This window comes from Corynebacterium sp. MSK150, from assembly GCF_030229215.1.
Classification (GTDB): Bacteria; Actinomycetota; Actinomycetes; order Mycobacteriales; family Mycobacteriaceae; genus Corynebacterium.
Genome location: NZ_JASPHM010000001.1, coordinates 179,081 through 203,128 on the forward strand (window position 1 = coordinate 179,081; position 24,048 = coordinate 203,128).

Annotated in this window: 23 protein-coding genes; 20 read left to right on the top strand and 3 right to left on the bottom strand. The window is 58.1% G+C overall.

The window, feature by feature from the left end; all coding sequences use genetic code 11:
• Positions 1–347 precede the first annotated feature (347 nt).
• From QP941_RS00855 to ffh, 9 genes are all read left to right on the top strand, one after another.
• Complete coding sequence (locus tag QP941_RS00855; protein WP_284867670.1) at positions 348–3,326, top strand: DUF4040 family protein; 2,979 nt, start codon at positions 348–350, stop codon at positions 3,324–3,326.
• Entirely contained in the window at positions 3,326–3,802 is a 477-nt protein-coding gene (locus tag QP941_RS00860) for a sodium:proton antiporter (RefSeq protein WP_005325274.1), read from the top strand. Before QP941_RS00855 ends, QP941_RS00860 begins: the two co-directional genes overlap by 1 nt.
• Complete coding sequence (locus QP941_RS00865) at positions 3,802–5,343, top strand: monovalent cation/H+ antiporter subunit D family protein (RefSeq protein ID WP_284867671.1); 1,542 nt, start codon at positions 3,802–3,804, stop codon at positions 5,341–5,343. Before QP941_RS00860 ends, QP941_RS00865 begins: the two co-directional genes overlap by 1 nt.
• On the top strand, positions 5,344–5,877 hold the full coding sequence (locus QP941_RS00870; protein WP_239277418.1) for a monovalent cation/H+ antiporter subunit E: 534 nt from the start codon (positions 5,344–5,346) through the stop codon (positions 5,875–5,877).
• On the top strand, positions 5,874–6,164 hold the full coding sequence (locus tag QP941_RS00875) for a cation:proton antiporter (protein ID WP_005328765.1): 291 nt from the start codon (positions 5,874–5,876) through the stop codon (positions 6,162–6,164). The genes QP941_RS00870 and QP941_RS00875 overlap by 4 nt, the downstream gene beginning before the upstream one ends.
• 3 nt (positions 6,165–6,167) lie before the next feature.
• A complete protein-coding gene (locus tag QP941_RS00880; RefSeq protein ID WP_284867672.1) occupies positions 6,168–6,536 on the top strand; it encodes a Na+/H+ antiporter subunit G in 369 nt (122 codons plus the stop codon).
• Positions 6,537–6,764: 228 nt separating this feature from the next.
• Positions 6,765–7,103: a P-II family nitrogen regulator gene (locus QP941_RS00885; protein ID WP_284867673.1), complete on the top strand. Its 339-nt coding sequence runs from the start codon at positions 6,765–6,767 to the stop codon at positions 7,101–7,103.
• A gap of 6 nt (positions 7,104–7,109) precedes the next feature.
• Positions 7,110–9,233, top strand: a complete 2,124-nt coding sequence (locus tag QP941_RS00890; protein WP_284867674.1) for a [protein-PII] uridylyltransferase — start codon at positions 7,110–7,112, stop codon at positions 9,231–9,233.
• Positions 9,234–9,284: 51 nt separating this feature from the next.
• Entirely contained in the window at positions 9,285–10,937 is a 1,653-nt protein-coding gene (ffh, locus tag QP941_RS00895) for a signal recognition particle protein (protein ID WP_198491641.1), read from the top strand.
• Positions 10,938–11,088: 151 nt separating this feature from the next.
• Here ffh and QP941_RS00900 read toward each other — a convergent pair whose 3' ends face one another.
• Positions 11,089–13,356: an acyltransferase family protein gene (locus tag QP941_RS00900; RefSeq protein WP_284867675.1), complete on the bottom strand. Its 2,268-nt coding sequence runs from the start codon at positions 13,354–13,356 to the stop codon at positions 11,089–11,091.
• Positions 13,357–13,708: 352 nt separating this feature from the next.
• Between QP941_RS00900 and rpsP the strand changes: the two genes are divergently transcribed.
• On the top strand, positions 13,709–14,224 hold the full coding sequence (rpsP, locus tag QP941_RS00905) for a 30S ribosomal protein S16 (RefSeq protein ID WP_005328760.1): 516 nt from the start codon (positions 13,709–13,711) through the stop codon (positions 14,222–14,224).
• Positions 14,225–14,443: 219 nt separating this feature from the next.
• On the opposite strand, the gene QP941_RS00910 is transcribed toward rpsP, so the two are convergent.
• Complete coding sequence (locus QP941_RS00910; protein ID WP_284867676.1) at positions 14,444–15,130, bottom strand: TetR/AcrR family transcriptional regulator; 687 nt, start codon at positions 15,128–15,130, stop codon at positions 14,444–14,446.
• Between the two features lie 38 nt (positions 15,131–15,168).
• On the bottom strand, positions 15,169–15,573 hold the full coding sequence (locus QP941_RS00915) for a cupin domain-containing protein (protein ID WP_284867677.1): 405 nt from the start codon (positions 15,571–15,573) through the stop codon (positions 15,169–15,171).
• 106 nt (positions 15,574–15,679) lie between these two features.
• On the opposite strand from QP941_RS00915, the gene rimM reads away from it, so the two are divergent.
• From rimM to QP941_RS00965, 10 genes are all read left to right on the top strand, one after another.
• A complete protein-coding gene (gene rimM / locus QP941_RS00920; RefSeq protein WP_005328749.1) occupies positions 15,680–16,177 on the top strand; it encodes a ribosome maturation factor RimM in 498 nt (165 codons plus the stop codon).
• A complete protein-coding gene (gene trmD / locus QP941_RS00925) occupies positions 16,174–17,046 on the top strand; it encodes a tRNA (guanosine(37)-N1)-methyltransferase TrmD (RefSeq protein ID WP_284867678.1) in 873 nt (290 codons plus the stop codon). Before rimM ends, trmD begins: the two co-directional genes overlap by 4 nt.
• On the top strand, positions 17,046–17,420 hold the full coding sequence (locus tag QP941_RS00930; protein WP_284867679.1) for a hypothetical protein: 375 nt from the start codon (positions 17,046–17,048) through the stop codon (positions 17,418–17,420). Before trmD ends, QP941_RS00930 begins: the two co-directional genes overlap by 1 nt.
• A gap of 121 nt (positions 17,421–17,541) precedes the next feature.
• Entirely contained in the window at positions 17,542–18,174 is a 633-nt protein-coding gene (locus tag QP941_RS00935) for a hypothetical protein (protein ID WP_284867680.1), read from the top strand.
• A 146-nt stretch (positions 18,175–18,320) separates the two neighbouring features.
• On the top strand, positions 18,321–20,657 hold the full coding sequence (locus tag QP941_RS00940) for a Tex family protein (protein ID WP_284867681.1): 2,337 nt from the start codon (positions 18,321–18,323) through the stop codon (positions 20,655–20,657).
• 174 nt (positions 20,658–20,831) lie between these two features.
• Entirely contained in the window at positions 20,832–21,176 is a 345-nt protein-coding gene (gene rplS, locus QP941_RS00945) for a 50S ribosomal protein L19 (RefSeq protein WP_005325245.1), read from the top strand.
• A gap of 187 nt (positions 21,177–21,363) precedes the next feature.
• Positions 21,364–22,167: a signal peptidase I gene (gene lepB, locus QP941_RS00950; protein WP_005328737.1), complete on the top strand. Its 804-nt coding sequence runs from the start codon at positions 21,364–21,366 to the stop codon at positions 22,165–22,167.
• The gene (gene lepB, locus QP941_RS00955) at positions 22,145–22,882 is read left to right on the top strand and encodes a signal peptidase I (RefSeq protein WP_284867682.1); all 738 of its coding nucleotides are present in this window, start codon (positions 22,145–22,147) and stop codon (positions 22,880–22,882) included. Before lepB (QP941_RS00950) ends, lepB (QP941_RS00955) begins: the two co-directional genes overlap by 23 nt.
• Positions 22,869–23,510, top strand: coding sequence for a ribonuclease HII (locus QP941_RS00960; protein ID WP_284867683.1), 642 nt, complete (start codon positions 22,869–22,871; stop codon positions 23,508–23,510). Before lepB (QP941_RS00955) ends, QP941_RS00960 begins: the two co-directional genes overlap by 14 nt.
• A 62-nt stretch (positions 23,511–23,572) precedes the next feature.
• Entirely contained in the window at positions 23,573–23,878 is a 306-nt protein-coding gene (locus tag QP941_RS00965; protein ID WP_005325239.1) for a DUF2469 domain-containing protein, read from the top strand.
• Positions 23,879–24,048 lie beyond the last annotated feature (170 nt).

Here is a 24,048-nt window from a genome sequence, read left to right on the forward strand (position 1 = left end):
GCATACCGGGTGCCACGTACGTGCACCACGGTGTGCTGGGGGGAGCTTGTCGTTTTCATAGTCTCGGTGCAGCGTGCAGCAGTCTCGGGAGTTCTTTTCGCTTTCATCTCCCCGTCTTTTCACAGACTATGCAAAAGCCTATGCAATTGGCGCGGGAATAAGTCCTGCTGAACGCCTGTGAATTCTCTGCCTGCGAGCGTAATTGTGGCGGTTGTGCTCGCCTTTTATGAAGTGTAGGGGAGCGCTGCAATGTGGTTTGACCTTGGCGGGGATGGTAGCCTGAAAGGGCTGTATTTAATGCGAAATTCGCATTAAACCTAGATCAAGGTTCGTGAGGCAAGTATTTCGTGACGCTACTTTATGCAGTCCTCCTCGCGGCGCTGGCAGTGATCTTGGCACCGGTAACCGTAAAGGTTATTGACCGAAAGGCAGGCTATCCACTAGCTGGCCTTTTTCTTATTGCAGCGGTCCTTATCGCCAAGGAATTTCCTGCCATTGCAGCCGGGGAGGAATTAAGTTTCCACGCCACTTGGGTGCGTGATTTCATCGCACCAGGCGTCGACGTAAGTTTTGCTCTCCGCGGGGACGCGTTGAGCATTTTCTTCGCTATGTTGGCGCTGGTCATTGGCGCCGTCGTTTTCACGTATTCGGCGGCCTATCTGCCCAAGAATGAGGGCAACACCAGCTTTTATACCTTGATGACAGCGTTCACGCTGTCCATCTTGTTGCTGGTTCTGGCCAACGATGTGGTGGTTTTGTTCCTTGCCTGGGAGCTAGTCTCCTTGGCTTCGTTTATGTTGATTGCTCGCTCCGGTTCAGGCGGCGAGGCTGGTTCGCAGCGCACACTGATCCTGACCTTTATTGGCGGATTGACCCTGCTGACCGGCTTGGGTATTGCTGCGACGGTGACCGGATCGACTACCGTTTCTGATATCTTGGCGTCCCCTGTATGGACGGAACGCCCAGGGATAACGGCAGCCGTAGCAGTGTTGATTGCGGCGTCCGCCTTTACTAAGGCGGCACAGTTCCCATTCCATTTCTGGTTGCCAGAGGCTATGGCCGCCGCCACCCCGGTATCGGCCTTCCTTCACGCAGCAGCAGTGGTCAAGGCCGGTGTGTACCTGCTTATTCGTTTTTCCACCATCTTCCACGATGTGGCGGTGTGGAATTGGTTGCTCATCGTCGTAGGCATGGGCACTGCGGTGATGTCCGCGGTATTTGCAGTGCAGAAGACGGATTTGAAGAAGCTTACGGCCTATTCCACCGTCTCCCATCTGGGTTGGATCGTTGCCACCATCGGTGTGGGCACCCCGTTCGCTATCGCCGCAGCGTTGGTCCATACTCTGGCCCACGCGCTGTTTAAGTCCTCGCTGTTTATGCTCATTGGCGTCATCGACCATGAGGCCGGGTCGCGCGATATTCGTCGCCTTGGACCACTGTGGAATAAGATGCCGTGGACTTTTGGTTCCGTAGTAATCGGTGCAGCCTCGATGGCTGCGGTGCCACCGCTTTTGGGCTTTGTGTCCAAGGAAGGAATGCTCACCGCGTTTGAAGACGCTCCGATTGGCGGCGCCGGCCAGGTAATCCTTCTCATCGTTGCCGGTATCGGTGCTTTCTTTACCTTTACTTACTCCGCAAAGATTGTCTTCGGCGCCTTCTTTGACGGACCTCGCGACATGGGAGATGTCCATGAGGCTCCGGTTTCCCTGTGGCTGCCGGCCGCTTTGCCGGGCTTTATGTCCCTGCCGCTGGTGTTTGTGCTCGGGCTCTTTGATGCCCCGCTCGATGATGCAGTGGCTGCCGTGGGACTGGAGCATCATTCGCACCTTGCCCTCTGGCACGGGCTCAATGTTCCTTTCCTTATCTCGCTAGTGGTCCTCATCCTCGGTATTGCCGGTATCTTTGTCCGCAAGAAGATGTGGGCAAGCTTTGAAGCTCACGAGTTCATGCCGCGCAGCGGCAATGATTTGCTGTATTCCTTGATGAAGGGCTGCTCCCAGTTGGGGCGTGTCTTGGGCAAGATGTCCGACTCGCATAATCCATCCCGTCACATGCTGCCGATTGTCATTTTGATCATCGTGCTGGCTGCTACCACCCTTATCCGCGATGGCGTCGACGGGGTAGCACTGCAGCCACGGGTGGATGGTCTGGATAACCCATGGGACCTTCTGCCACTGGGCATCATCGCCCTAGCGATGTTTGGGCTGGTGCGCACCCAGAACCGCTTGACCGGTGCCATCATGATTGGCATTGCCGGCTCGGGCGTGACGCTGCAGATGTTCCTGCTAGGCGCACCTGACGTGGCGCTGACGCAATTTATGGTGGAAGCCCTGTCCGTCATCGTCATGATGATGGTGCTGCGCTACCTGCCAGAAACCTTCCACCCGGTGAAGAACAAGTCCCGCAAGACCGGCTCCATTGTCATTGCGGTCTTGGCCGGTGTGGCTGCGTTCCTGGGCGTGTGGGGCCTCATGGGCCGTCACGAGCGCTCCGATTTGGCCATGTGGTACCTGGACAATGCTCCGGATATCACCGGCGGCGACAATGTTGTCGCTACCATCATCGTGGAGTTCCGTGCACTCGATACCTTGGGCGAGCTTTCCGTTCTGGGTATGGCTGCGGTGGTTATTGCAGCCATCACAACGACGTTGCCGCGATTCCCGTTCAAGTCGGGTACACGCCCAGCGCCATTTGGTCAGTCCCAACTGAACTCCGTGCCATTGCGCAAGGGCCTTCACGTTGTCATCCCGCTGTTGGTCATTATGTCCGTCATCGTTTTCTTCCGCGGGCACAATGCCTCCGGCGGCGGCTTCCCCGCGGCGCTGATCATGGGTGCAGCAATCGGGCTTATCTATCTGTCCCGTGGCTCTGATGAAATTGTTTTCGGCCGCATGACTCCGATTCGCCTGACCGGTATCGGCATCATCACCGCCTTGATCGCCGGCTTTGTAGGCTACTTGCACCACGGCATTGGCAATGGTGGCTTCCTGGCTGCAATCCATGCCGAAGCCTTTGGCCAACACTGGACCACCTCTCTCATCTTCGACTTGGGCATCTACTTAGCGGTGCTGGGTATGTTGACTATGGCGATTAACGCATTGGGCGGCTACCTGCGCCCAGGAACGGAGCGTGAATTCTTGCCATGGGTTCATGATGATGATTCCGCGCTGCCGACGACTCCACGAATTTCGCTTGAGGATGTCGACGATCCGTACCCAGACCCGATCAACCCTTCGACCGATCCGTTGGCCTTGCTGACGCCTTCGGAAGCAAAGACGAAGAGGAAGAATAAGCGCTCCGCGGCTAACCGGGGAGGGGAGAAGTAATGATCCTTGCACTGACTATTGCTTTACTCATCGGCAGTGCTGTCTATCTCATCCAGCAGCGCGGCCTGGTACGCATCGTGTTGGGCATGATGGCCTTTGGTCACGGTGCCAACCTGATGCTGCTGGCTACGGGTGTGTATTCCTACCGCGGAGAGTCCTTCCCATCCCAGGTTCCGCACGATCAGATGGCCGACCCGCTGCCGCAGGCCTTCGTGCTGACCGCCGTTGTTATTTCCATGGCAACCTCGACCATCTTGTTGACGATGGCGGCCATGGGCAAGAACGACGACACCGATGTGGTGGAACCAGTTGATGACAACACCATCGACCATGCCTTTTCTACCTTGGGTCGAGACGCCCAAAATCGCCAAATTTTGGAAGAGTCCACCAATCAGCTGGACCGAATCGGTCAGGTGGACCACAACACTCCCGTTGCAGAACGCGGGGCAACTCAACAGAAGGAGGATGACAAATAATGGCTGATGCTGTAGCTCAACTCCTTCCGCTATTTCCAGCGGTCCCGCTGATTGCAGCGGCCTTCGCACTGCTGGCACCGTGGCGTGCGGTACGCGATTCCATCATGCTTATCATCCCGGGTGTTGGAATTTTCGCCGGCCTGGGCCTGCTCATCTACACCATGAACAATGGGGTAGTAGCCCATACTGTTGGCCTTTACCAAGGCAATGTGGGTATTCCGTTTGCGGCGGATGCCTTCTCCGCGTTGATGATCGTTACTACGATGATCGTCGCGTTTGGTGCCAACTGGTTTGCCATTGTGGGCGGGGAGACAAAGTCTCGCTACTATCCTTCGCTCACCCTGATTTTGATCACCGGTGTGTGCGGTGCATTGCTCACCGCCGACCTCTTTAACTTCTTCGTCTTTATTGAGGTCATGCTTCTGCCGTCCTATGGCCTTATCACCATGTCTGGTACGTGGTCGCGCTTGGCAGCCGGCCGTGCCTTCGTCTTGGTTAACCTTTTCGCCTCCACCTTGTTGGTTGTTGGCGTAGGTTATATGTATTCGGTTACCGGTGCGGTCAACCTGGGCGCGCTGAAAGGTGCAGCGGCAGGCAATGGGCCGGTGACTGTGGCAGCAGGCTTGATCCTCATTGCAATCACCGCCAAGGCCGGCGTGTTCCCCGTGCAGTCGTGGCTGCCACGCACCTACCCAGGGACCTCCGCCGCGGTGATGGGCCTGTTTTCCGGCTTACACACCAAAGTGGCCGTCTACATGCTCTACCGGCTCTACGTGCAGCTATTCGATCTGGAACAGCGCTGGAATGTGTTGATCATCGTCATCATGATTATTTCCATGATGATCGGCGCCTTTGGTGGCCTAGCGGAAAATTCCATCCGCCGCGTCCTCGGCTACCAGATGCTCAACGGCATGCCTTTCATTTTGGTCATGCTTGCGTTTACCTCTGATGACCCACGTCGCGCCCTGGCAGCTGGCATCATGTACACGATTCACCACATGGTGACCGTTGGTTCGCTGATTTTGGCCTCTGGTGCCATTGAGGAGACCTACGGCACAGGCTTGCTCAGCAAGCTTTCCGGCCTTGCTCGCCGCGACCCCATCATCGCGTGGATTTTCGCTGCCGGTGCATTCTCCGTCGTGGGCTTCCCACCGTTCTCGGGCATGTGGGGCAAGCTGATGATTGTCTTCGAGATTGCCCGCGTGGGCGGTGCTTGGGCCTGGATTGCCATCGCGGCCATCATCATCGCTTCCTTCGCTGCCTTCTTGGCTATGCTGCGCGTATGGCGCAAGGTCTTCTGGGGCAAGGGTCTGCCGGAGGACAAGGTCCCGGATGAATTGGTCATCCGCAAAAAGCTCATGGCCCCATCCGCGGCTCTCATCCTTGGTTCGCTGTGCATGTTCATCTTCTCCGGCATCGTCCTCGATGTTGTGGATGCCGCAGCGGAGCAGCTGCTGGACACTAACGCATATACTGAAACCGTCTTGGGAGATGAGCCGATTGCCGTTCCCAATATCGATGACATCCAGGAGGGCCGTTAAATGAACGCAATTGTGTATGCATTGTGGCTCATCAAGGAGATTTTCGTCGCCGGCATTAGCTTGGCATTGGCGGCTTTCAAACCCGATACCGAATACAACCCGGTTATCATTCGCTACCCACTGCGCGTGACTAGCGCCTGGGAGATCTTCTGGTTTACGTCTTCCATTACCGCAACCCCGGGCACGCTCTCGCTCGGTTTGCGCGAACCGCCCCGCAAGGGGCTGCCGCGCATCGTGCTGGTACAGGCCGTCCAAGGATCCGATCCAGCGGGAATCGTCGCTGATCTGGCTGATATGGAACAGCGCCTCGCCCCGCGGGTTAAGGACATCGACTACGGCGTCCCGGGTCAAGGGGAGACTACAGAATTGGATGAGGCGTTCTACGAGTACCCGCTCGAGTCCGTGGGACGCTATATGCGCTCGCCTGACTTGGCACGGGCGGAGGACACTCCGCTTTCAGAAAGCGAAGCGGACGTCGAAAAGCCAAAGCGCCGCGCCCGCAACGTACAACGCAGAAAGGAGACCGAGCGATGATTGACTTTGCCACATTGTCCCCGTTCGGCTGGGTCGTATTTGTATGCGTATTCATCATGGGCATCGCCACGTGGTGCGGCGTTCTGTTGGCGCTTCGCACGCGCGATGAGCTCACCCGCGCCATTACCTCGGATATCGTTTTCTACGGCATGATCTGCATGTATTTGGCGTGGTCGATGACCAATAATGCCCCGATGGCGTATTACATTGCACTCCTCGGAGCCATTGCCGCTGGTGTGCTACCGACGCTATCGATGGCCCGCATCATTTCGAAGGGCAGGCGATAAACCATGGCCATTTCTGAAATTATCGCTTCGGTCCTGCTTATCATCGCTACGCTCTTGGTGGTCGCTACGGTGGTGTCTCTGTGGAGAGCGCCCGATGCCTTGACCCGTGCCAACCTGCTGGGCCCCACTGTGGGACTTGCAGTACCGCTGATTATCGTGGCCAAGTTGGTCATAGATTTTGGCCGCGATGGCTTTTCGCTGTGGCTGCTCATCCAGGCACTGATTGCCTGCTTCGGTGTATGGATCATCGGCTCGGTAGGTTCCTTTTATCTGGGCCGTTCCATCTATGGCGTAACCGTCACCGACGTCAAGCACGCCAAACACAACCATAAGAAAATTCAGACCGTGCAAGCAGAGGAAAACGACATCTAGTCTTCTCCAGCTCCTTCTGGCGGCGAGCCTTTTCTGCTCCTGCGCGTAGCTGCGGGGGAGGAGAGGAGCTCGTCGCTTTTCTGGTTGCACAGCGGGACTTCGGAATTCACCAGCGCCCTAGATTCACAATTTGAAAATATTGCACAGCAATTGCTGTGCTCGGGCTAGAATGGATGCACGTTATTCGGTGCCGCTAGACCCGCCCCGAAGAGTTAGCAAGGAGTAACATTGAAACTCATCACGGCCATCGTTAAGCCTTTCACCCTGCCGGAAATCCGCCAGGCTTTGGAGCAGCAGGAAGTACGCGGCCTCACTGTTACAGAAAGCCAGGGCTTCGGGCAGCAACGTGGGCACAGCGAGGTATACCGAGGGGCAGAATACGCCACTGACTTCGTGCCTAAGGTCAAGCTGGAAGTTGTTGCGGCGGATGACCACGTCGAAGACATCATCAACGCCATCGTGGATGCTGCTTACACGGGCAAGATCGGCGACGGCAAGCTGTGGGTAACCCCAGTTGAAGAAGCCATTCGTGTGCGTACTGGCGAGCGCGGCGAGGCGGCACTCTAAACCCGCATGCATACCGCCACACAGATTCGCGCCGAGGCCCATGCCTCGGCGCTTCGTGTATTGCGCAGTCTCGAGCTTCCACCTGGAACAGCGCTGGCTGCCACCGGATCCTTTGCGCGCAATGAGATGACCCCGCACTCGGATATTGATGTCATCCTCATCTATCCGGAAGGTCACGAGCCAGATCCGGCGCTGGTGGAGCAGCTGTGGTACCCCGTGTGGGATGCCAAGTACCGCCTGGATTATGCCCTGCGCACCCCACAAGAGTGCGGGGCGATTGCTGCCGAAGATGCCTCGGCCGGCTTTGCCCAGTTGGATTTGGCCTTTGTAGCAGGGCGCAAGGTTCTGGTGGATGAGGCGCGGGCGCAATTGCTCGCGGCGTGGCGGCGCCAGCTGCAACGCGGCTTTGATGATTTCTTGGATACCGCGATTACTCGGTGGAAGCGCTCGGGCGCGGTGGCAGCGATGACGAACCCAGACCTGAAGAACGGGCGCGGGGGACTGCGCGATATTCAGCTCTTGCGCGCGATGGCTTTGGGCAACCTGTGCGACTTTCCAGATTTAGACATTGAGCAGCGGCTGCTTCTCGACGCCCGCACGCTCCTGCACGTCACAGCTCGGCGCCACCGGGATATCTTGGATCCCGAGTTCGCCGCGGATGTCGCTGCGGATCTGGGGTTTGAAAGCCGTTATGCCCTGACAGCAGCTTTGGTCAGCGCTGCGGCCACGGTCAATAAGGCGGTGGAGCGCGGCCTTGCTACCGCCCGTGGGGTGCTAGGCCGTAATGCTTCAGTGACCGGCCGGGGCCGGCGCCGTCCGCTCGATGTGGACGTGGTGTCCGAGGGCGGCAACATTTTCCTTTCGCGCAATCCAAATGTGGAAGACCCGTGGCTGCTCACCCGCGTGGCAGCTGCCGCGGCGCGCACGGGATATATCATCGCCGAGACCACCTGGCACCAGCTCCAAGACTTGCCTGAGCTGCCGCCACGCTGGCCGCGGGCAGCGGTGGATGACTTCTTCGCTATTTTGTCCTCCCCGCGATGCACGCCGCGCGTCATACAGGACTTGGACCGCTATGGCCTGTGGGAACGTTTAGTCCCAGAATGGGGGCATGTGCGCGGCTTGTTGCCCCGCGAGCGCAGCCACGTCAATGCAGTGGACCATCATCTCATCGCAACGGTAACGCGGTGCGCGCAGATGCGTACGTCAGTGGCTCGTCCGGACTTATTGCTGTTGGCCGCGCTTTACCATGACATAGGCAAGGGCTACGGGCGCCCCCACGCCCAAGTCGGTGCGGAGATGATTACCCGCCAGGCAGCCCGTATGCGGCTGAGCGTCGCCGATAGGTCGCGCGCCCAAACCCTGGTGGCAGAACATACCACCTTGGCGCGGTTAGCAGCGACGATGGACCCAGCTTCCGATGCCGCTCGCGACGCCCTCTTGGCTGCCGCGCATTATGATCAGCTGACTATATCCCTGTTAGCGGTGTTGGCTGAGGCGGATGCCCAATCGACTGGGCCGGGCGTGTGGACACCGCGGGTGGAGCAAGCACAGAAGCTGATCGTCGCGCGGGCACTTGAGGCGCTCAAACCACGTGTTCTCGACCGCCCTGCTGTGCATGTACCGCTATCTAGCGAAGGCGTTGCGCTCAAAGTGGATTGGGAAGACCAAGAAGTTAGTGTGTCGTGGTGCGGTTCCTCGCAAGAAGAGTTAAAGCGCATCTTTGCCTTGTTATCGGCTCTGGGGTGGACCATCGTGCGGGCGAAAATCGTTCGCGAGGAGGACGGTGCCTATAAGGCGGAGTTTTTCATCCGCACGGTGCAACAGACCCTAAAGGAGGCAGCGCAGGAGATAAGGTTTATCCAGTCCTATAACTCACGAACTTATACGGAGCTGCCGGCCATTACTGGAGAGGTGACCACTGCGGCATTCGATGTGGGTGGCATTTTGGTCATCCGGACAGTCGAGCGCATCGGCGCTTTAGGGCACTTGGTTGAGGCATTGCCGGACTTTGTGTGGCTGCGCCATGAGATTATGGGCGCGACGATGATCGTCAATGTGTACCTTGCCGGGCAGGTTTCTCGCGCTACCGTGGTGGGGAATGTGACCAGGGCCCTGGCTAGGGACTAAGATTGAATAGTTGAACTTTAGATCGATCTAAATTAAGGGAGCGCATCCGTAGTGTTTGACTCACTATCAGACCGCCTACAGTCAGCCCTGGCGGGCCTGCGCGGTAAGGGCAAACTGACCGAGGCTGATATCAATGCCACCGCCCGCGAGATCCGCCTCGCGCTGCTGGAAGCCGACGTGTCTTTGACCGTCGTCCGTGGCTTTATCAAGCGCATCAAGGAACGCGCCCGTGGCGCGGAAGTCTCTGAGGCGCTCAACCCGGCGCAGCAGGTAGTCAAGATCGTCAATGAGGAGCTCATTGAGATCCTGGGTGGCGAAACTCGCCGCCTGAACCTGGCTAAGAACCCGCCGACGGTGATCATGCTTGCCGGCCTGCAGGGTGCTGGTAAAACCACCCTGGCCGGTAAGTTGGCCAAGCACCTGGCTAAGCAGGGCCATACCCCGATGCTGGTGGCCTGTGACTTGCAGCGCCCAGGCGCGGTGCAGCAGCTACAAATCGTCGGCGAGCGCGCTGAGGTGCCGACCTTCGCACCGGATCCGGGAACCTCCCTGGACTCCAATGAGCATGAAATGGGTACCTCGCACGGTGACCCGGTGGACGTCGCCAAGCAGGGCATTGCTGAGGCTAAGCAGAAGCAGCACGATGTGGTCATCATCGATACCGCTGGCCGCTTGGGCATCGATGAGACTCTGATGACGCAGGCGCGCAATATCCGCGATGCCGTCAACCCGGACGAAGTCCTCTTTGTCATCGACTCCATGATCGGCCAGGATGCCGTGCAGACGGCCGAGGCCTTCCGCGATGGCGTGGACTTTACCGGCGTTGTTCTCACCAAGCTGGACGGTGACGCCCGCGGTGGTGCGGCCTTGTCTATCCGCGAGGTTACGGGCAAGCCCATCATGTACGCCTCTACCGGTGAGAAGCTCGATGATTTCGATGTCTTCCACCCAGAGCGCATGTCCAGCCGCATTCTGGGCATGGGTGATTTGCTCTCCCTTATCGAGCAGGCTGAAGCAACCCTGGACCACCAGAAAGCTGAGGAGGCAGCCTCTAAGCTCGGCTCTGGCGAGCTGACGCTCAATGACTTCCTTGAGCAGATGCTGATGATCCGCAAGATGGGCCCCATCGGCAACCTGCTGAAGATGATGCCTGGCGGCAAGCAGATGAATGAAATGGCCGCCATGGTGGATGAAAAGCAGCTGGACCGCATCCAGGCGATCATTCGCGGTATGACGCCGCAGGAGCGCGAGGATCCGAAGATTCTCAATGCTTCGCGCCGCAAGCGCATTGCTAATGGTTCTGGTGTGAGCGTTTCCGAGGTCAACCAGCTTATTGAGCGCTTCAACCAGGCTAAGAAGATGATGTCCAAGATGGCCGGCCAATTCGGCATGGGCGGCATGGGTGGTCGCTCCGCTACCAAGAAGAAGCCCAAGGGTCGCAAGGGCAAGAATGGCAAGCGCAAGAAGGGCAAGGGCGGCGGTGGCAACCGCGGCCCGAAGATGCCGGGCGGTATGCCGGGCATGGGCGGAATGCCAGGAATGCCCGGTGGCGGCGGCATGCCGTCCATGGAGGAGCTGCAAAAGCTCCAGCAGCAAATGGGCGGCGGCGGTGGCATGCCAGGTATGCCCGGCATGCCAAAGATGCCGAAGGGAATGGAAAATATCGATCTTGACAACCTGGACTTTGGCAAGGGTAAAAAGTAGCGTTCCCCAGCCTTAAAGCATAAAGAAGGAGGCTTCCGCGTTGCTGCGGGAGCCTCCTTTTTGTGCGGCTTGCCGACGCCGCCCTAAGCCCCAGCGCGCCTTCGCATGAGGCGCCTTCGCTCTCGGAGCTTGTGCGCGACCGAGCTATGGCCTAGACCGCATCGTCTCGTGCGGCGTTGGGGTAAGGGACTGGGTTGGCATGTTGCTTTCCGGCGTCGGTAGGTGCTGCGGGCGCTTGCTCCACGGCTCCTGCAGCCTGCTCCGGTGGAATATCAGGGGCTTCCTGCTGGACTTTTTCCCCGTTGAGGAAGGGCTTTAGGGCCTCGCGGATCATTGGCATTGCCGATTCCGCAAAAGCATTGGTGATGTGGTGCATGTCGCGGTAGACCATCGTATTGCCGATGATGACGGGGCAGTCACCATTGGCATCGCAGAACCACGGAGCGGTATCGATCGATAGCATATTCTGGTACTTCGACAGCACGACCGCACCGGGGTCATAAGGCTGGTAGACCTGCTCAAAGCGCATGCCGCAGCCGTAGGCATCTTCGGTAGCGACGTAGCACTCATCAAACTCGCGTGGACGGCCTTCTTCATCAAAGCCCCACGGGTTATCGCGGAAGCCCAAGAAGGGAATATCGCGTTCGGCCAATTCCTCCCAGAATGCTTGGTAGCCGGCGGGCACGGCATCGGGGCCGGTGCCAAATTCATTTTGCGGGCGAGTGGTATTCGAGATGACTAAGGCCGGGTTCGCCTCTTCGATGCGATCCATGACCAGCTTGCCCCACTCGGCACACTCTGGCGTCACGGTGACATCGTCGCCCAATTCAATCGGGCAGCCCTGGCGCAGCAGCGGTACCAGCTTAAAGCCCATTTCCTTGCCTAAGCGGTCCAGCGGGGCAGAATACTGCTCCGCGTGGGAACCGCCGACCAAATAGACTTCCTTCTCTGCGTTGGGGTCACCGAAAATGCAGGGGGTCTTGCCGTCCTTGCGGGTCTCGAAGAAGAAGTCAGCGGGCTGGCTATCTGGCACGAAGCACCAATTTGTCGCTACTGGTGGCTGGATTCCGCCGGCCAGAATCGGATCAGGCTTGACCTCCACGTTATCCGGCGGGGTGATGTCGTTGATGAACGTCGTTGCGCCGGGGTAGAGGGCAGGATCCAAAAGCTCCGCATCAGCATCATCAAGGGTGCGCATCCACAGTGGCTGGATAGCCAAGAGGCCGACAACAGCCGCAGCGACTACGACGCCGCCCACACCGCGGGCGGCACCGGCGGGTTTCTGCAAGGTCGAAAGGCCCTTACGTACCGGCAGATCCTCGGCCGTGGGGCGCTTGCGATGCTGGCGCAGGGGCTTTTCCAAAAAGCGGTGCGTGAGGTCCGCCAACACTAGCGAAATGACGATAATGATGACGCCCAACCACCACGACGGGGTTTCTTGACCCAGGTAGGAGGTGGACAAAATGAGCAATGGCCAGTGCCACAGGTAGAGCGGGTAGGCTACATCGCCCAGCCAGCGCGCCTGCTTGGAGGCCATGGCCTTGGAAATCTTGCCACCGCCGCCCAAGATAATGAGCACGGCGCCGCCTAGTGGCAAGAGGGAAAGCGGGCCAGGATACGCAGTGGTATCCGCGATGATGGCACCAGTAAAGATGAGCATCAGAAGGCCCAGGCCGGTAAAGAGGTCATAGAGGCGGGCTGGAATCTTCCAGGAGGAACCGTAGATGGCCAAGACCGCGCCCAAGGTCAACTCCCAAGCGCGTGACCAGGTGGAATAGTAGTTCTCCGGAGTTCCGTAGAGGCCGTGGCGCGAAGCATAGGCGAAGGAGGCGATGGTGACCACGATGAGGATCGGGCCAGCAATCTGGTTGACCGTGGGGAAGCTGCGCTTGCCCAAAGGCTGCTGCTTCGGCCGGAACTTCATGATGGCAGCCAAGATGAGCGCGAAGGCAATGCCCATGATGTAGAACTGACCCTGCACGGCCATGGACCACATGTGCTGCAGCGGTGAGGTATCAGCCGCGGCCGCCGTGTAGTCGGCGTTTTGTTCCGCTAGTTCCCAGTTCTGGTAGTACAGCATGGTGGCTGTAATCTGCTGGGTGAGCTCGGTGCGCATGAGCTGCGGGGTGAAAACGCGCACCAGAATGTAGGTCACGCCGATGACCAAAACCAAGCTTGGTACCAGGCGCCGCAAGGTTCGCCAGATAGGCCACCATGGGTTCAGGGAGGCGTTGGGCTTGTTTGCGTAGCGCAGCTGGGAGCCCAAGAAGAAGTAGCCGGATAGCAGCAGGAATACGTCGACGCCGCCGGATACGCGTCCGACGAATACGTGGTAGATAACTACTAGGCCGATGGCAATACCGCGCAGACCATCAAGGTCATAGCGGTACCGGAAATTTCGCGGTGATTCTTTAGTCATAAACTGTCTTTTCGTGCGCCTATGCCTGGATGGTGGGGCGGAAGGCGCGCCATACATATGAAACGAAATGTCTATATTCGGCCCTTAAGGGTACTCTGCTTCAGTATCGCAGGCATAACGAACCTGCGTGCGTGGCGTAGTAATTTTTGAAAATGCAGCTGCTCGCGCTAAAATATTCCAGGTTGTCTGCTCGTATTTCTGAGCTAGATAAACTGAAGAACGTAATATTCTGCGTAGCACCGTTTCCGTCTACGGTCGGCCGGTATGTCACGCGCAGATAAAATCCAAGGGTTGAACCGGCGCACAATCTCGTGCGCGTCTGTACTGCCCAGTGACTAGTAAAGGAGCCAACATGGCTGTCAAGATCAAGCTGCAGCGCCTGGGCAAGGTCCGCGCTGCTGAGTACCGCGTTGTTATTGCAGATGCCCGCACCCGTCGTAACGGCAAGGTCATCGAGAACATCGGTATCTACCACCCGAAGGAAGAGCCTTCCCTCATCCAGATCGATTCCGAGCGTGCACAGCACTGGCTGTCCGTTGGCGCACAGCCAACCGAGCCGGTTCTCGCGCTGCTGAAGATCACCGGTGACTGGCAGAAGCACAAGGGTCTGCCGGGCGCAGAGGGCACCCTGAAGGTTGCTGAGGAGAAGAAGTCCAAGCTGGAGATCTTCAACGAGGCACTGGCTGAGGCTAACAACGGCCCGACCATCGAGGCCATCACCGAAAAGAAGAAGAAGGCCAAGGAAGAGGCTGAGAAGAAGGCCGCTGAGGAAGCTGCTGCTGCAGAGGCTGCCGCTGCTGCCGCCGGCGAAGCTGACGCTGAGGCCGAGGAGAAGGCTGAGGAAGCTTCCGAGGAGTCCGCAGAGTAATCTGCCTCCCTTGCTAAGCGCATAGCGCTTCTAGCTTCGGGCCCCGCCGCTACGATCACTGGTCGTAGTAGCGGGGCCTTTGTAGTTTTTGGGTGCTAATGCCGGCACACGAAAACGACCGCACACGCTAGTCCGTGGCGGGGCTGCGTGCGCGGTCGCAATTGAAAGTGATGCGCTAGGAAACGTGCGGCATCTCTCTCGGGGATGGCTGGTTCGCCCTTAGTTCTGTGGCTTGTAGTTGGAGTAGCGGCTGTAGACGTTAGAGGGATCCTTAAAGTCCATGCCGCGCAGAGCGCCTGTAACAACCGGTGTGAAAAGCTCGAGGATCTGCTCGCGTGGAAGCCGGGACATAGGGCCGTTGATGGCAAGTACGGTAAAACCGTGAATGGCCGACCAGGCCAGCAGAGCATTCTGCATGAAATATGTAGCGTCAGTGGTATTGTCCAACGCTTCCGCGTGGCGGGACAACAGGGCGAAGAAATCGCGAATCTGCTGTAGGTGATCCATCTTCGGATCATCTTCCGTATTGGGATCTACACCAAGCATGAAACGCAGCGCCTTCCACTCCAGCATGCAGCGGAAGAAATTGGTCTCATCCAAGGCAAACTCGAGGTAAGCGTAACCAATCTGCATCAGGTGCTCTGGAAAATCTAGGCCCTCTGCAGTCTCGGTAGTCTCGTGTAAACGCCGGACCAACTCATCGGTGGCAAGCTCAGCGACCTTATCGTGCAGTTCTTCTTGGTCCTTGAAGTGGCGGTATGCGGAGGTAGGGGACACTCCCGCTTCGCGGGTTACCGCACGAACGGTAATTGCGTCGGGGCCGCTTCTTTTGCCTAGTTGAACAGCGATACGGAGCAGCTCATCGTGGAGGTTTCCATGATGGTAGGGCTTATTGTGCGTTTCCATAAAACTCATTTTATCAACAAAACCTATGTACGTATAAATTATTTAGTCAGCATGGTGAGCAGCAAAACTGCGGGGGTAGAAGGGTCGCCGCTCTCGCTTGTAGCCTCGACTTTATGTACCTCATATGCAGGAAGGTGCACGATAGAGCCGGGGGTGAGCGTGATGGTTTCACTGCCGTAGCTGAAGTCAAGCTCACCGCGCAGCGCCTGCACGGTGATCGGATGTGCGGCCTTGTGATCGGGCAGGGACTGTCCTGGTGCAAAGCTAAAGAGAATGAGGTTGGCACCATCGGCGCTCAGGACGCGCTGTACGCCCGGGCGCGGGCGGTGCGGATCGGTATCAGGCGCGATGTCCAGCAGGTTTAGTGCGGACATGACGGAATCCTCACCTGAATGAGAAGCCGCGCCAAACGTGTCCGGGGAGTTGGTCGGTAGATCGCTCATAAGCCCACTTTAACGGCAACAATACTCAAAATCTGGGTTTGCTTTCCAAAGCGCCAAAATTCATGACTGACAAGGGCAAAGAGGTCTGTGTTGTAGACTTTCCGCTATGGAATTGATGATTGGTCGCGTGATTAAATCGCACGGCGTGAAAGGTGAAGTCGTAGTCGAGGCCACTACTGATGAACCGGAAGTGCGCTTTGCTGTGGGGGAAGTGCTTCATGGCACGCAGGGCAAGAAGGAGCACACTCTAACTATCAAGGCGGTCCGCAGCCATAAGGGAAGGCTGCTCGTTACCTTCGAAGAGATCAAAGACCGTACCGTGGCGGATAGCCTCCGCGGTACCAAGTTCTTTGCCGCGCCGCTTGACAGTGATGATGATGGCTTTTACGACCATGAGCTGGAAGGGCTCCGCGTACTTCTGGAAGGCGAGGAGATCGGTGAGGTCACATCGGTCATCCACGGCGGAAGCCAGGATTTGTTGGAGGTAGAACTCGACAACAGCAAGGAGGCGCTCATTCCCTTCGTGCATGCCATTGTTCCTGAGGTGAACCTAGAGGCTGGAACGTGCACCATCGATCCGCCGGAAGGATTGCTTGACCTATGAGGCTTGACGTCATCACCATTTTTCCGGAGTACCTGGACCCGTTGCGGCATGCGCTTTTGGGGAAGGCCATTGAACAAGGTCGCCTTGAAGTAGGTGTGCACGATCTGCGGCAGTGGGCTACGGATGCGCATAAGTCTGTCGATGACTCGCCGTTCGGTGGTGGCCCCGGCATGGTTATGAAGCCAGAAGTTTGGGGGCCGGCGCTCGATAGCGTCGCCGCGCGGGAAAGTGCGCCCAATCTAGAGTCTGCGCTGCCACACCTGAACCGTCCGCGCCATGACGAATTAGAAGGGGTAGAGGCACAAGCCTATGCGGTTGATGCCACGGCCGATGAGGATAGCGACCTTCCACTGCTTATCGTGCCGACGCCGACGGGAAAACCGTTTAGCCAAGCAGATGCGCGGGCGTGGTCCAATGAGGAGCACATTGTTTTTGCCTGCGGGCGTTATGAGGGCATCGATCAGCGCGTGGTGGATGACGCCGCTCGGCGCTACCGTGTGCGCGAGGTTTCCATCGGCGATTATGTGTTGATCGGTGGGGAAGTGGCAACGTTGGTGATTGCAGAGGCCGTAGTGCGACTCATCCCCGGGGTGTTGGGAAATAAGCGCTCTCATGAGGAAGATTCTTTTTCTGATGGTCTATTGGAAGGCCCGAGCTATACCAAGCCGCGAGAGTGGCGTGGTCTAGCCGTGCCGGACGTGCTCACCTCGGGAAACCACGGTTTGGTTGACAAATGGCGGAGGGAACAGGCATTGCTGCGCACGTGGCAACGCCGTCCCGAACTTTTGGAGGCGGCTGAGCTCGATAAACAAGACAGGGCTTTCATCGCGCAGTTGGAACAAGAAGCTTACGCACAGGGTGAAGGCTAATGGAGGTAAGCGCCGATCTTTCCGTGCTCATAGAGCCCAAGAAGTGGGAGAAAAGCCTCGAAGCATTGCCAGAGGCGCTGCGGGCACGGGGCTTTGAGCCGCTAAGCATTTTCGCTCTCCAGGTAGCGGAGGAAAGCTCGGAAAGCAGCCCGCTAGCGCAGGAATATCGCTTCAGATTCGGCCAGTGGCCACAAGGAATTCCGGTGTGGCGGCTCATCGTTAACGGAGAGACCACACAGCCCCTGGCTGCAGTAGCTTCCTTAGTAGCAGACTGCTTGCCGCCGGCAGTCTCGTGGGTAGGCAGTGTGGAAATCGGTTTTACGGAGATGGGGCTTGGTGCCCCGGCGGTGTGGCGGGCGGATTCTGGGTTATAAGCGGAATCTGGACAATTATTTAGCGCTTTTTCATGCCTAAACTGCAGCGCATATGCCTTCTAAGGTTATAGTGAAGGGGACATTCCCTCTAGATTCCTATTCCCAAGGTGGTCCCTGAATTATGACGGCTCCCAATGGCAATAACTACGGTGGATATAACCAGCAGCCGCCTCAGTACAATCAGCAGTATTATTCCCAGCCGCAGCAAAGCGGTGGCGTAGGCGGCGCCACCATCGCCGCAATTATCGCAGCAATTGTGGCGGTCATCGCGGTGGCCGCCATGGTTATCATGTTCGTGACCAATAACAAGGATGATGCATCGACCAGCGCTGCTGCCGATAGTCAATTCAAACAAGCTGATGCCAATAGCGGCTCCGGCTCCAGCAAGCACTCCGGTTCCTCGTCCAAGGACGATGCGGACGATAAGGATGAAGACTCCAGCCCGGTCACGGTGACTAAGACCAAGGATGCTCCAGCTCCAGCGCCTGCACAGGCAGCGTCTTCTGGCAGCAGCAATGGGCACTCTTGGAGTGACTTCACTAGCTACTATCCAGCTACCAGCAAAACCTCCAGCGGTTTTGCCAGCAACGTCTATACCGCGTTTATGAATAACTGGGTCGCCGGCGGCGGCACCGGCGCTACCTTGAGCGTCTACTCGCCGGCCACCGGTGGTACCTACACCATGTACTGCTCCGGTAGCTCTTCGCGCGTTTCCTGCTCCGGCGGCGATAACGCCCGCGTGGTTATCTACTAAGAGCGCGCCGCAGCAACCTCCTTTCCCTTACTGGGAAAGGAGGTTTTGTGCGTCTAGGGGGCGTCGGCAAGCGAAGGTAGCAGAGGAGCCGTGCGGTAAATTGGGTGGGTCTAATCCCAAACCTCGAGAAAGAGTGAGGAGACCACGTGAATATTGCGGCCACTATCGCCGCCGAGCTCAACGTCAAGGAATCGCAGGTTTCTACCGCGTTGCAGCTGCTTGCGGAGGGTAATACCGTCCCGTTTATTGCCCGCTACCGCAAGGAGGCCACCGGCGGGCTGGATGATTCCCAGCTGCGCACCATTGAAGAGCGTGCGAATTATTTAAAGGAGCTACAGGAGCGCAAGGAGACCATCCTTGCGGCGATTGAAGAGCAGGGCAAGCTTAGCGACGCCCTCAAGGAGCAAATCTTTGCCTGCGACACCAAAGCGCGCCTAGAAGATTTGTATCTGCCGTATAAGAAGCGCCGCAAAACCAAGGCCGATATTGCGCGCGAAGCTGGCCTGGAGGAGCTGACCGATAAGCTCATTGCGGATCCCAACGCCGCTCCGGAAGAGTTGGCACAGGCCTTTATCACCGAGGGCTTTGAGGACACCAAGAAGGCCCTCGACGGTGCCCGCGCCATCTTGGTGGATCGCTTCGCGCTCGACGCGGATCTGGTGGGTGAAGTACGCGAGCGTATGTTCACTGAGGGCTCCATGGGCGCGCACGTTGTTGAGGGCAAGGAAGCTGAGGGCGCGAAGTTTAAGGATTACTTCGATTTCAACGAGCCTTTCCACAAGCTGCCTTCGCACCGCATTTTGGCGCTGCTGCGTGGCGAGAATGAGGGCGTGCTGCAGCTGCAGCTAGATGCCGGCGATGACGCCGACTACGAGGACGCAATCGCCTCCCGCTTCGAGCTGGATCGCTCCTCCAAGTGGCTTGCCGACGCCGTCCATTGGGGCTGGCGCACCAAGCTCTATATTTCCTCTAGCCTGGACGTTCGCATGCGGCTAAAAGAGATCGCGGAGGAAGGCGCGCTGAAGATCTTTGCCACCAATTTGCGCGACGTGCTGCTCGCGGCACCTGCTGGCCAGCGTGCCACCATCGGCTTGGATCCGGGTTACCGCAATGGTGTGAAGTGCGCGGTAGTGGACAAAACCGGCAAGGTGCTCGACACCGCCATTGTCTACCCGCATCAGCCGCAAAATCAGTGGAGTCAAGCAGTTCAGACGCTGTCGACCCTGTGCGCCAAGCATTCTGTAGACCTTATGGCCATCGGCAACGGCACCGCCTCCCGCGAGACCGAGAAGCTTGCTCAAGAAATTGCGGACCTAATTAAACAGGCCGGCGGCCAGCGACCCACGCCCGTCGTGGTTTCCGAGTCCGGCGCCTCGGTCTACTCCGCCTCGCCGCTTGCGGCAGAAGAATTCCCTGACATGGATGTCTCGCTGCGCGGTGCGGTTTCCATCGCTCGCCGCTTGCAGGATCCTTTGGCTGAGTTGGTCAAGATCGATCCGAAGGCCATTGGTGTGGGGCAGTACCAGCACGACGTTAACCAGACGGCGCTCGCCCGCACTCTTGATGGCGTGGTGGAAAGTGCGGTAAACGGCGTGGGTGTTGATCTCAATACCGCTTCCGTCCCGCTGCTTGAACGCGTAGCGGGTGTCAATTCCACCATCGCCGCCAATATCGTTTCCTACCGCAATGAACACGGTTCTTTCGCTTCCCGCAAGGAACTGAAGAAGGTACCGCGTCTTGGACCTAAGGCCTTTGAGCAGTCTGCAGGCTTCCTCCGTATCAACGGCGGTACCGATCCACTGGATTCCTCTGCCGTACACCCAGAGGCCTATCCTGTCGTCTCCCGCATCGCGGAGAAGACGGGCCTGGGTATTTCTGAACTTATTGGCAATACCCGCGTACTCAGCACGCTGGCGCCAGCAGACTTTGCAGACGAGACTTTCGGCATTCCTACGGTGACCGATATCATCGCCGAGCTGGATAAACCCGGCCGCGACCCGCGCCCTGAGTTCAAGACCGCCACCTTTAAAGAAGGCGTACATAAGGTCTCCGATCTCACCCCGGGCATGATTCTTGAGGGCACGGTGACCAACGTGGCGGCATTTGGCGCCTTCGTGGATGTCGGAGTCCATCAAGATGGCCTCGTCCACGTTTCTGCCATGAGCCACAAGTTTGTTTCCGATCCGCACGAGGTCGTGCGCTCTGGCCAGGTGGTCAAGGTGAAGGTCATGGAGGTTGATGTGGAGCGCCAGCGCATCGGTCTCTCCTTCCGTTTGGATGATGAACCGGGTCAGCCGGCTCCCAAACGCCGCGGTGATTCCCCACGCGGTTCCGCTAAGTCCGGCGGCGGAGGAGGCGGAAAGCGCTCCGGCCACAAATCCGGGCGCGGATCTCGGGGTGGCTCGCGCGGCCGCACGGGTGGACAAAATGGCGCCGGTGGTGGTGGAGCCATGGCCGATGCCCTGAAGAAGGCAGGTTTCTAGGTTCCTTACGCTGCGGTGAGGAACCTTGGGTGGGGCGAGGAAATTTGCAATATGAGGATTTGGTTCCGGCTGGCGTATGTGGAAAAATAGTGCACCGTTCTATGTAACGGGCACGAACCGGTTAGGCAGTACGCCGCTAGGGTCCTCTGTCCCAAACTGAAAAGGAATATTGGCATGTCCAACATTATTGACAAGGTCGATGCAGCACAGCTGCGCGACGATATCCCGTCCTTCCGCCCAGGCGATACCCTCGACGTTAACGTAAAGGTTATCGAGGGCAACAACGAGCGTGCACAGCTCTTCAAGGGCATCTGCATCCGTCGCCAGGGCTCCGGCATCCGCGAGACCTTCACCGTCCGTAAGGTCTCCTTCGGTATCGGCGTTGAGCGTACCTTCCCGGTTCACTCCCCGAACCTGGAGTCCATCAAGGTCTCCCGCCGTGGCCGCGTCCGTCGTGCGAAGCTCTACTACCTGCGCGATCTGCGCGGCAAGAAGGCTCGCATCAAGGAGCGTCGCTAGTACTAGCGCGCTGCGCGCCAGCTTCCCCTTGCACCCCACTGTGGGTGCAGGGGAATTTTTCTATGTCCAATTCCCTTCATCCTTATGCCGAGAGGGAAGGGGGGCAAGCGAAAAGTTGGCTGTGAATCCCCCTGCCGCGAGGGGGATAAGAGCGGAAGTCGGGCGTGGGGTTGCTAGGATCTAGCGCGTGAATAAAGACAGCATCTCGCAGGAACAGCCGTCAGAAGGCGAGGGGGCCCACCCGGTGCAGGGCGAGGCCACCCAGCAAGGCAAAGAGGCGACTAAGAAGAAGGAAATGCCGTGGCTGCTGGAAACTCTTCTGGTAGTGGCGACGGTTCTCGTGATCGTCGGACTATTCCAGAACTTTATCGGCCGGCAGTATGTGATCCCGTCGGGTTCGATGGAGCCGACTCTCCACGGCTGCGAGGGCTGCACGAATGACCGTATCTTTACGGAAAAGATCTCTTACTACGGTGACGGCGAGCCAGAGCCGGGCGATGTCGTGGTATTCAAGGGCACCGAGGACTGGAATTCTAGCTACGTCTCACCGCGTTCGTCTAATCCGATCATTCATGGCGTGCAGGATGCGTTGAGCTTCGTATCCTTGGCACCGCCAGACGAAAACACCCTGGTCAAGCGTGTGGTTGCTACCGGCGGACAGACGGTGTCCTGCCAGGAGGGCGATTCTGCCGTCATGGTAGATGGCAAACCCATCGAGCAAGACTATGTGCAAGACCCGCCTACGTACCCGGTAGATGAGTCGACCGGCTCGGAGGCCTGCGGTGGTCCGTACTTTGGTCCCGTCGAGGTACCGGAGGGCAATATCTGGGTGATGGGCGATAACCGTACTGCTTCGGCCGATTCTCGTTACCACATGACCGACAAGTTCCATGGCACGGTTCCAGTAGAAAACGTCCGCGGCAAGGTGAAATTCGTATTCTGGCCGTTTACCCGCATTGGTGGGGTCGATGACCCGGACATTCAGGAATAAGCCTTCCTCCCAACGCCTGCGCACCCGGGATTTTCTCATCCCCGTGGTGGCAGGCTTTGTCCTGCTGGTGCTCCTGCAGGCGCTGGTGGGGCGGATGTATGTCATTCCTTCTGCTTCGATGGAACCGACCCTGCACGGGTGTGCCGGCTGCAAAAATGATCGCATTGCCGTGCAAAAGGTCAGCTACTACTTCACGGATCCTAAGCCCGGGGAGGTGGTGGTTTTTGAAGGGCCCGAGTCGTGGAATAACGAGTTTGAGGTCAATCGCTCGTCCAATATTTTTGTGCGCGGCGCGCAGAACGCTTTGGCGGCCGTAGGGCTGCTTCCTAATGGGGAAAATATCCTGGTAAAGCGCGTCATTGCTACCGGAGGACAGACGGTGAGTTGTCAGGCTGGCGACCCTGCGGTCATGGTGAACGGAACGCCCATTGACCAATCCTTCGTCCTCGATCCGCCGGAGATTCCCGTTGACCCCAGCGTGGGCTCGCAAGAGTGCGGCGGCGAGTATTTTGGCCCAGTCACCGTCCCCGAGGGAAACCTTTGGGTGATGGGTGATAATCGCACCAACTCCCTCGATTCCCGTGCACACTTGGGCGACCACCTGCAGGGCACCGTGCCGGTAGACAACGTCCGCGGGCGCGTTGAGGCCGTCATTTTGCCGCTTTCGCGTTGGGGCGGGGTGGAGCACCCGGAAATTTCGCATGCGGCGGCTTAAACAGCGACGCACCTACGAGGTCGCATTGAGCAAGGCCGGTTTAGGCCCGGTGGCCGGCGTGGATGAGGCTGGGCGCGGCGCCTGCTGTGGACCAATTACCATCGCGGCTTGTGTGATGCCTGATCGGCCAATCAAGGAGTTGGCAGAGCTTACTGACTCCAAGAAGCTCACCCCCAAACAGCGCGAGAGGCTCTTTCCACTCATTAAGGACAAGGCTGTGGACTGGTCTGTAGTGCATATTGGTGCGGGGGACATCGATAAGCGCGGCATCCAACACGCCAATATTTCCGGCATGCGCAGGGCGGTTGCGCGCCTGGAAACACGTCCGGGCTATGTGCTTACCGACGCCCTCTTTATCCCCGGTCTTACCCAACCCCACCTGCCCATTATCGGCGGCGATGCGGCCGCGCGGTGCATTGCCGCGGCGAGTGTATTGGCAAAAGTCAGCCGGGACCACCTGATGCACGAGCTGGATGCGCGGTACCCCGGCTACGGGTTGGCCAGCCATAAGGGGTATGGGACCAAGGCGCATGAGGCCGCAATTGCGGCGCTAGGAGCGTGCCCGGAGCACCGGATGAGCTACGAGAATGTCCGTCGCGCTCATGCGGAGTTTGCCGCGCGTGCCTAGCTAAAATCTAGCCTTTCTCGCGCTAAGCTATAGCGAGCTAACCCACAACCTGGAGGTCCACCGTGAGTGCAGAGGAACTCGATAACTACGAGGCTGAGGTAGAGCTGTCCCTCTACCGCGAGTACCGGGACGTTGTCAGCCAGTTTTCCTATGTCGTTGAAACTGAGCGGCGCTTTTATCTGGCTAATGCGGTAGAGCTTATTCCCCATACCTCTGGGCCCGATGTCTACTACGAGGTGCGCATGTCTGATGCTTGGGTATGGGATATGTACCGCTCCGCGCGCTTTGTGCGCTACGTCCGCGTTATCACCTACAAGGACGTCAATATCGAGGAGCTGGATAAGCCGGAATTCATGATGCCGGAATAGTTTTGTCAAGCCGGCGCACACGGCGCCGCGCCCTAGCTGTGGATAACAGAGTTGCAGAGCCTAGTTATCCACAGCTAGGGCCTTTTTGTTACTGCGTCCCTTGTGTAAGCCTTACCAGCTGCGGTGTTCTGTGCTGGCCAATGAATTTCCCGAAGCACAAGGATAAACCG

Excerpts from the sequence above, each read along its gene's own strand:
- QP941_RS00890 (WP_284867674.1), top strand. The coding sequence starts at position 7,110 with ATGCATACCGCCACACAGATTCGCGCCGAGGCCCATGCCTCGGCGCTT.
- QP941_RS00875 (WP_005328765.1), top strand. The coding sequence starts at position 5,874 with ATGATTGACTTTGCCACATTGTCCCCGTTCGGCTGGGTCGTATTTGTA.
- rimM (WP_005328749.1), top strand. The coding sequence starts at position 15,680 with ATGGAATTGATGATTGGTCGCGTGATTAAATCGCACGGCGTGAAAGGT.
- rpsP (WP_005328760.1), top strand. The coding sequence starts at position 13,709 with ATGGCTGTCAAGATCAAGCTGCAGCGCCTGGGCAAGGTCCGCGCTGCT.
- QP941_RS00910 (WP_284867676.1), bottom strand. The coding sequence starts at position 15,130 with ATGGAAACGCACAATAAGCCCTACCATCATGGAAACCTCCACGATGAG.
- QP941_RS00930 (WP_284867679.1), top strand. The coding sequence starts at position 17,046 with ATGGAGGTAAGCGCCGATCTTTCCGTGCTCATAGAGCCCAAGAAGTGG.
- QP941_RS00870 (WP_239277418.1), top strand. The coding sequence starts at position 5,344 with ATGAACGCAATTGTGTATGCATTGTGGCTCATCAAGGAGATTTTCGTC.
- QP941_RS00915 (WP_284867677.1), bottom strand. The coding sequence starts at position 15,573 with ATGAGCGATCTACCGACCAACTCCCCGGACACGTTTGGCGCGGCTTCT.
- QP941_RS00865 (WP_284867671.1), top strand. The coding sequence starts at position 3,802 with ATGGCTGATGCTGTAGCTCAACTCCTTCCGCTATTTCCAGCGGTCCCG.
- QP941_RS00860 (WP_005325274.1), top strand. The coding sequence starts at position 3,326 with ATGATCCTTGCACTGACTATTGCTTTACTCATCGGCAGTGCTGTCTAT.
- QP941_RS00900 (WP_284867675.1), bottom strand. The coding sequence starts at position 13,356 with ATGACTAAAGAATCACCGCGAAATTTCCGGTACCGCTATGACCTTGAT.
- QP941_RS00960 (WP_284867683.1), top strand. The coding sequence starts at position 22,869 with ATGCGGCGGCTTAAACAGCGACGCACCTACGAGGTCGCATTGAGCAAG.
- QP941_RS00880 (WP_284867672.1), top strand. The coding sequence starts at position 6,168 with ATGGCCATTTCTGAAATTATCGCTTCGGTCCTGCTTATCATCGCTACG.
- lepB (WP_284867682.1), top strand. The coding sequence starts at position 22,145 with ATGACCCGGACATTCAGGAATAAGCCTTCCTCCCAACGCCTGCGCACC.
- rplS (WP_005325245.1), top strand. The coding sequence starts at position 20,832 with ATGTCCAACATTATTGACAAGGTCGATGCAGCACAGCTGCGCGACGAT.
- trmD (WP_284867678.1), top strand. The coding sequence starts at position 16,174 with ATGAGGCTTGACGTCATCACCATTTTTCCGGAGTACCTGGACCCGTTG.
- QP941_RS00935 (WP_284867680.1), top strand. The coding sequence starts at position 17,542 with ATGACGGCTCCCAATGGCAATAACTACGGTGGATATAACCAGCAGCCG.